10 protein-coding genes are annotated in these 7020 nt (G+C 57.5%); all 10 read left to right on the top strand.

What is annotated here, in order from left to right:
• Window positions 1-32: 32 nt before the first annotated feature.
• The 10 genes from WC683_18565 (at window position 33) to WC683_18610 (ending at window position 6392) form a co-directional block, all read left to right on the top strand.
• Window positions 33-1013, top strand: coding sequence for a hypothetical protein (locus WC683_18565; GenBank protein MFA4974613.1), 981 nt, complete (start codon window positions 33-35; stop codon window positions 1011-1013).
• The gene (locus WC683_18570; GenBank protein ID MFA4974614.1) at window positions 1007-2113 is read left to right on the top strand and encodes an AAA family ATPase; all 1107 of its coding nucleotides are present in this window, start codon (window positions 1007-1009) and stop codon (window positions 2111-2113) included. Before WC683_18565 ends, WC683_18570 begins: the two co-directional genes overlap by 7 nt.
• 145 nt (window positions 2114-2258) lie before the next feature.
• Window positions 2259-2912 (top strand): hypothetical protein, encoded by a 654-nt coding sequence (locus WC683_18575; GenBank protein ID MFA4974615.1) that lies wholly within the window; start codon window positions 2259-2261, stop codon window positions 2910-2912.
• Window positions 2905-3105, top strand: a complete 201-nt coding sequence (locus tag WC683_18580; GenBank protein MFA4974616.1) for a hypothetical protein — start codon at window positions 2905-2907, stop codon at window positions 3103-3105. The genes WC683_18575 and WC683_18580 overlap by 8 nt, the downstream gene beginning before the upstream one ends.
• A 75-nt stretch (window positions 3106-3180) precedes the next feature.
• A complete protein-coding gene (locus WC683_18585; GenBank protein ID MFA4974617.1) occupies window positions 3181-3504 on the top strand; it encodes a hypothetical protein in 324 nt (107 codons plus the stop codon).
• Window positions 3501-3677, top strand: coding sequence for a hypothetical protein (locus tag WC683_18590; protein ID MFA4974618.1), 177 nt, complete (start codon window positions 3501-3503; stop codon window positions 3675-3677). Before WC683_18585 ends, WC683_18590 begins: the two co-directional genes overlap by 4 nt.
• A gap of 473 nt (window positions 3678-4150) precedes the next feature.
• Entirely contained in the window at window positions 4151-5332 is a 1182-nt protein-coding gene (locus tag WC683_18595; GenBank protein ID MFA4974619.1) for a site-specific integrase, read from the top strand.
• Window positions 5329-5529: a hypothetical protein gene (locus WC683_18600; GenBank protein MFA4974620.1), complete on the top strand. Its 201-nt coding sequence runs from the start codon at window positions 5329-5331 to the stop codon at window positions 5527-5529. The genes WC683_18595 and WC683_18600 overlap by 4 nt, the downstream gene beginning before the upstream one ends.
• Window positions 5526-5759, top strand: coding sequence for a hypothetical protein (locus WC683_18605; protein ID MFA4974621.1), 234 nt, complete (start codon window positions 5526-5528; stop codon window positions 5757-5759). Before WC683_18600 ends, WC683_18605 begins: the two co-directional genes overlap by 4 nt.
• Before the next feature lie 231 nt (window positions 5760-5990).
• Window positions 5991-6392 carry a hypothetical protein gene (locus tag WC683_18610; protein MFA4974622.1) on the top strand — a complete coding sequence of 134 codons (402 nt, stop codon included), beginning with the start codon at window positions 5991-5993 and terminating at the stop codon, window positions 6390-6392.
• Window positions 6393-7020 lie beyond the last annotated feature (628 nt).

Raw genomic sequence — 7020 nt, forward strand, 5'->3', positions numbered from 1 at the left:
GTTAAGACAGGCAGACCACGAGGAGGCCGATCATGACGGCCCGCCTCGACTTCGCCAAGGCAAAGACCGCGACAGCCGCCGACCTTGCCCGCCTTGGATACGGACGAGAGCGCAACGGGCATCTATACGGCAGGCTACCCGGCCAAGAGAAAGATCACGATCTCGGATTCAATGGGCCAAATGGTTTTATTTTCTACGACTTCACCGGACGCGGGCAGGGCTCCGCGCTGGATCTCGTCATGGTTATGGAAGGGTGCTCGCTTGACGAGGCGGCGCGCATCCTTGACGCGGGCTCTGTATACGTCATGGCCACGCAGGCGACGAAGGCTAGAGCGCCCACCACGGCGGCAAAAAAGCCCGATCCCAAGCTAGGCGAGCCCTTGCGCGGTGTCCCTCTCGACGACTGCCCAAGGCGTCCCGAGGGACGTGAGCCCCTTGATCCCGAGGCATTCCAGCCCGGCACAAAGACATGGTGCGAGTATCGTCTAGCCGATGGCCAAATAGCTTTTGGCGTACTTCGTGAGGACAGGCGAGACGGCAAGCGCATATTTCAATGGAGCCTCTTTCGCCTGCCCGATGGCTCGATACACTTTAGGCCCAAGGGCTACGCCTTCCCATCGCTCTTATGGCGGCTCGACTTGCTAGCCAAGGAGCCCGACGCGCTTGTCACCGTATGTGAGGGTGAGAAAGCGGCATCGGCCTTGCGACTGTTCGAGCCGGACATGATGGGCACGGAATGGGCCTTCATTGCGTCATGCTGGCCCGGTGGCTCCAAGGCCATCGGTAAAGTTGACCTATCCCCGCTCTACGGGCGCAAGGTGACACTCTGGCCCGATGCCGACGAGTGCGGCGTGGAGGCGATGGCCTATGTCGCTCAGGCGCTCAAGGACAAAGCAAAGTCATGCGCGGTTGCGGCGATCCCTAATGCAGCTCATGGCTACGATGCCGCCGATCTCGTCCGCGATGGCGGCGATCCAATCCGCGTACTTCGTGAGGCGGTGGCCCTATGGTAGATACCCAAAAGCCCCGCGTTGACGTGCTGGCGGGCATCCTTGAGGCCCTAGACGCGCCGGAGACTGTCCCCGCGACGCCCGGCAAGGTGGAGATGGCCACAGCCCCGACGGGCCGCATGATGACCTATTCCAAGGTCAAGAAGGATCGCATCGGCCCGTTACAATGGGCAGTCCGCGACCTGTTTCTCCGGGATAGCGTGGTAGAGAATCACGGTCAACCGGGATGCTATAAATCATTCTTCGATGTCCTCTTGGCGGTATGCATCGCCGGTGGCGTGGCGATGTTCCTAGGGCTCAAGGTGGACATGTTCGGCCCCGTCGTCTATATCGCGGGTGAAGGGCTACAAGGTATACGGCAACGACTCTATGCGGCGGCGGTGTATCTGGGGCTCGATCTGGACAAGCTCCCCATATACCTAGCCGACCGCTCAGGCGAGCTAGTCCATCCCGACGAAGCGAACGCGATAGGCGATGGCATCGCTCAACTGTTAGGCGAGGTCAAGCCCGCGCTCGTCATCGTTGACACGCTCGCGGCCAACTACGGGGCGGGCAATGAGAACGCAACCGAAGACATGAACGCCTTCGTAAACTCATGCAAGAAACTACAGCAGCGTTTCGGGTGTGTGGTGTTGATCTCTCACCATGAGGCGAAGGCAGAAAGCGCGAAAGGCCAGGGACGCGGGAACGGTGCGCTCAAGGCCGGACTTGATACCGAGGTAGCGCTTGCTCGTGTTGGCGACGTTATGCGCATGACGATCTCCAAACAGAAAGAGGCCGAAGCGATACCGCCCTTCCATGCAAAGCTGATCGACGTAGACCTGCCCGGCGTCTTTGACGATGAGGGCCGACAGGTGCGGCGCGGTGTGCTAGTCCCTTGCGACTCACCCGCCGTAGAGGAGCTAGGACTCGGCAAAGAATCACGGCAGACGCTCGACATGCTCAGGGATGGCCCCATGACCGTGGACGTGATGAGCAAGGCGGCGGGCATTACATACGATGCCGCAAAGCAGCGATTGAATAGGCTCAAGCGAGGGGGGCAGGTGGACAAGGTGGGCGATACCTACGCGCTAAAAGGGTATCAAGGGGAGCTAGACGAATGAGGAGCGGGACATCGGGACAAGTGCGGGACATGTCCCGATCTGTCCCGCCGACATGGGGAGCGGGACATCGGGACACACACTACCGTGTAGTGTGTCCCGTCCCGATCCAGTCCAGATTAAGACCCGGTAACGGGAAGGAGACGAGATGCAGGACGCGAACACAATGGAGTATGAGGTTTTTCGAGATGCGCAAGCGACCTTGAAAAGCCGCGTAGAGGTAGCCCGGCTTGAGGCCGCCGAGTACCGACGGCGCGCCGCTGAGCACGAGGGTATGCGGCTAGCGGCGTTAATTGGTACTGGCCCTAATGCCGACAAAGACGCTCGACAATGGGCGAAGAAACAGGCGGAAGATATCGCCAAGGCCGAGGCCCTGGAATCCGACGCGCGCGTCATCGAGGCCGGGATGCTCGAAGCGGTAGGCCCTTTGGCCGCTCAAGCTGTGGAGAGCTTGAGGCCAGGGTTCGCCGCGATCGACGAGCTTATCGCGCGAGAGCTTGAGGAGATGAGGCTATCATATCAAGAGGCAATACGGGCCAAGTATCGCGCGGTGTCGCTCGCAGAGTATGGCGCCGAGGGCAGGGCGTTACGAGCTGCGTATCGTGAGGCGAGCGATGTTGCGCATGCGTGGCGTAGCTCGTGCATAGCGCAAAGGCAGCGCGGCGCGGCGGTTGAAGTCCCCGAGCCGACGCCGTGGCTTGGTTGTTCGTTGCCTGGGTGGGAACGGGTCGAACAAGAAATCAAGCAATACGACTTGGATATGTCACGGCTGGCGAGGAGAGGAGATGCAATCGATGAATGATGTAGTAGACATTGAAACGCTGGCGGCGGAGGTGGTGGCGAAGGAACGGGCGGACGCGCTCGCGGCTTGGGAAGTGGAAAGGGACAGGCTCGCGCGCATCCATTCGGACTATATGGTGGGCGGGCTCGTGCGAAAAGCCTTCCAGGTAAAAGAGGCCAGGATCAGGCATCTGAAGGCGAAGCCCCGAGGCTAGGAAGATAACGGCCAATGGGACTTATTCCCGATATTGGCCGCTACTATCTATATAAACGCTATAGGGGGTGGGGGTGTGACAGCATCGCGAGTAATAACCGAATACGACCGGGCGAGAATAGAGATAAACTCGCTTTACAAGAAGCTCAAGGACAAGAGCTTACCTGACGCCGATCTCAACAGGGTTAGAACTATGGTTCAGGTGCTGGGCCTTGCGCTTACTTGTTTGAAGGATATGCGGGCAACGGAACTAGAAGCAAGGATCGAACGGCTAGAAGCTGGTACCGATCCCGATGCATGGCGAGCACTGCCGCATGAGCAACGGCTAGCCTACCTTGACCAGCTCAAGCGAGAAGCAGGGGAAACGATCCCGCTCAAGTTGGCGGAGGTGGCACGATGACGGTAGCAAGCCTAGAACGAAGATTGAAGGCACTTGAGGAAAAGCTAGGGCCACGCATCGATGACCTTGTTCGGGTTGTATACTCGACCGAGGGCGTAGAGGCGGTACAGGCCGCGAGAGCATGGGCGGCGACAGACAAGCAAAGAATATTGGTTCAGGTGAATTTCGTTTGATCGATTGCTAGGCGGGTGCTCCCGCTTGCCTTGGCAATGATGCCCCCTTCGCCCTTGCGCGGAGGGGGCTTTTTTATTGTGCTCCTGCGTAATAATCGATACACGACAGGCCCGCCGATGATAATAATTATGTAAATATACAATTCCGATACGATAGGCCAGTGTCACACTAAGTGTCACACTAAATAAATGAAGCGGCACGATACAAGCTGAAGCATGTTGACAGGCTTTTCCACTCATACTATAGTAGAAAGCGCATACTTTGTAGCACCTTGATGCAGAGGGAAACCTTAGCGCGCTTGGTTCGGGACCAAGATGTCGGCGGTTCAAATCCGCCCAGCCCGATATTTTGCGCGAAGGAGGTTGTTATAGTGCAAGAAAATACGATGCACTATAACCGGATTATGAATATCCGGCTTTTCTCTCTAAATCAAGTGTAACACTCAGTGTGACACTACTTTGGAGGAAAAGCCATGCGCGCGCGGTTTTTCATGCAAGAAAGGGTCCTCAAGAGCGGAAAAAGCCTATGGTACTTCCGCGAGTGGGACGAAGAGCGAGCCGTATATAAATCGGCTCGATCAACAGGTGTAGAGGCCAAGGGTAAACGCTCCGAGGCCGTCGCCAGGGACAAGGCGCAAGAGCTTTGCGGCAGGTCCAAGCCGAAAAAGACCACTCTTCTAGTTGATTATCTAATAGCATTCTGGTCCCCGACTTCCCCCTACCTACGCGGACGCGAGCTATCACTAGGCCGCCCGGTATCCACCGAGTACATACAACAGAATGCGCGCGATGTCGTCGCCCACGTCGCAGGATATACGCCATTCGCAAAGCTTAGGCTCGATGGACTCACCCATGCCCGCATAGAGGACTGGCGATTATCCCTTGCCGATCAGGGCATGAAGCCGCGTCGTATCAATCAAGTAATGGCGGCGGTACAGGTCCCGCTTAAGTGGGCTTTCTCGCGTGCAGAGGTCCCCGTCGATCCCTTCGCCAGGATTAAACCGCTACCACGGCGGGAAGGCATACGCGGTTCCCTCACCCGCGCCGAGGTGTCAATGCTGATCGATCTTGAGGTCAAGGACCCGAGGAAAAAGTTAGCGCTCATGCTCATGGCCTTGGCGGGCCTTCGGCGTGGTGAGGTTGCCGGTCTACGGTGGGGCGACATTGACGCGGTACTCGGTATCTTAAACGTTACCCATAACCACGTGCGGATGGAAGGCGACAAGCTCCCTAAGCTTGGTTCTTCCCGACGTCTTCCTATAGGGAAGTATCTGTTAAGCCTCCTAGAATCGACAAAAAGCCATATCCCCTACACTGGCCCGGCGGATTATGTATTCCAGACACTTGGCGACAAGCCCGAGGGGGAGCCTAAGCCCTACGGCGAAAGCTTCTATAGGAATGCCTTCATTAGTGCTATGGGCGCAATCGGCGTTGACGCCGAAGAGCGGGAAGCCCGGAGGTTGTGTGTCCATAGTCTACGGCATAGCTTCGTAACACTATCGCGTGAAGCAGGTATTCCCGACTTTGTTGTGCAATCGATGGCAGGACATTCGAGCATGGCGATGACCGAGCGTTATAGTCATGCTGGGGTGATAGACTTCAATGAGGCCCGCGCCAAGCTCGAAGCATCCATCGGGAAGGCGGCCAGTCTATGACGCCTACCTTCAACATACGTGCCGGGCTAGCGTTGACTGGAAGCCCCGTACTCTACATTGACAGCGAGCCAAGCCTAGATGCAACGGCGCTTACAATCTCGCAAGCAAGGCAGTTGGCGGCGATGATCTCGCGGGCGGCGATCCGGGCGGAGGCCGTCCACCTATCCGCAAAGACGACTAAGGAGGTCGGGAAATGATCCAGAATATCAATGCATCATACGGCGACGCGATAAGCTTCGAGACGGTTGACGAGATGGCCGAGGCGATCCGCGCATGCGGCTACGTGCTGCCCGTGGATGGCCTCAAGGAAGGCCGCGACTATGCCGAGGCTCCCGCGTACTGCACACAGAATGGGGGCGATTGCGCGACATGCTCGCTTGTGTCGTATGGCCGCGATTGCATGAATAATTCCATAGCCTCCCGCTAAACTGCCCCATACCGAACGTGGAGGCCCCTAGGAGCGATCTTCTAGGGGCCTTCGTATTTATTGTGGCGAAGCCGATATAACGCGCCTATGGGCCGCTATTTTCAAAGCGAATCGAGACTATTTAAGTATTCGCCTAGAGCTTGTCAACAAAATCGATATGATATAGTGTACTAATTGAAATATGTAGCCTATGACTTGACATTGTGCGAAGGTTTATGGTATCTTCGGCGCGTGGAAGTAACACAAGCCGCAAAAGACAGGGCTTTCATTATCTATGCAGCGAAGCAAATGATCGAGGCGAAGCCATATTTAGACTTCTCTCCCGAGCATAGAAGCGACCTTGCAACCGAGCTTCGGCGCGTTGGCTTGACCACGGCGCGCGTTGCGGAGGTATTGAAGATTGCTCCGGCTACGGCGCAGCGCTGGTACTCTGGGGCGCGCAACTTCCCCTCCTGGGCGAAGCAAGTTCTTGCGGACATATACACCGAGGCTTCTATATGGGGCAGCTCTGGGGCCGTCGCGATCCCTGCCCTCGTTAAGCGCAAGAATGCTTGCATTCGTCGCGATGGTTCCCGTGTAACGCTCTCGATTGACACTAGGCAACGACGCGCTAACAAGGCGCTGAGTAAATAATGAGGCCCCGCGCGCTACTGAGTTGCTCCGGCAACCGGGCGCACGGGGGCGACGCTTTCCGAGTTTCGGATAGCGCAACCGCTGTTTAGGTAGGCGGCCCCTCTCCATTCCCGCGTAGGCCATTCTCGGCTTTCGCGGAATAGGGGAGGTGGCACGCATGGCCACTGGAAAAAGGTTCTTGTCTATCGAAGAGGCTTGCTCAAGTCTCGGCATTTCCCGCGTTACAGCATGGCGACGGCTACGCGATGGCTCTATGCCATCGGCGCGCCTGGGCCGTAGGGTGCTGATCCCTGCTAGTTACTTCGACCAGCTCGAAGCCTCCGCGCTCGAAGGGGCTCGATAATGGGCGCCGCGATGACTGACGACGCGCGGCGGCTCCTACGCGAACACGAGGCCGATCTTCTCCGCCTCTTCGAGGGGCATCCGGCCTATGGGTCAACGGGTGTGCAACTCTATTGGCATGAAGGGCTCGTATCTAAAATCGAATTTAGCGGCTCAGTCGTTAAGACAGGCAGACCACGAGGAGGCCGATCATGACGGCCCGCCTCGACTTCGCCAAGGCAAAGACCGCGACAGCCGCCGACCTTGCCCGCCTTGGATACGGACGAGAGCGCAACGGGCATCTATA

This window comes from bacterium (assembly GCA_041648665.1).
Classification (GTDB): Bacteria; UBA10199; UBA10199; order 2-02-FULL-44-16; family JAAZCA01; genus JAFGMW01.

Coding starts and splice junctions, on each gene's coding strand:
- WC683_18600 (MFA4974620.1), top strand. CDS start 5,329: ATGACGCCTACCTTCAACATACGTGCCGGGCTAGCGTTGACTGGAAGC.
- WC683_18590 (MFA4974618.1), top strand. CDS start 3,501: ATGACGGTAGCAAGCCTAGAACGAAGATTGAAGGCACTTGAGGAAAAG.
- WC683_18570 (MFA4974614.1), top strand. CDS start 1,007: ATGGTAGATACCCAAAAGCCCCGCGTTGACGTGCTGGCGGGCATCCTT.
- WC683_18580 (MFA4974616.1), top strand. CDS start 2,905: ATGAATGATGTAGTAGACATTGAAACGCTGGCGGCGGAGGTGGTGGCG.
- WC683_18595 (MFA4974619.1), top strand. CDS start 4,151: ATGCGCGCGCGGTTTTTCATGCAAGAAAGGGTCCTCAAGAGCGGAAAA.
- WC683_18565 (MFA4974613.1), top strand. CDS start 33: ATGACGGCCCGCCTCGACTTCGCCAAGGCAAAGACCGCGACAGCCGCC.
- WC683_18575 (MFA4974615.1), top strand. CDS start 2,259: ATGCAGGACGCGAACACAATGGAGTATGAGGTTTTTCGAGATGCGCAA.
- WC683_18605 (MFA4974621.1), top strand. CDS start 5,526: ATGATCCAGAATATCAATGCATCATACGGCGACGCGATAAGCTTCGAG.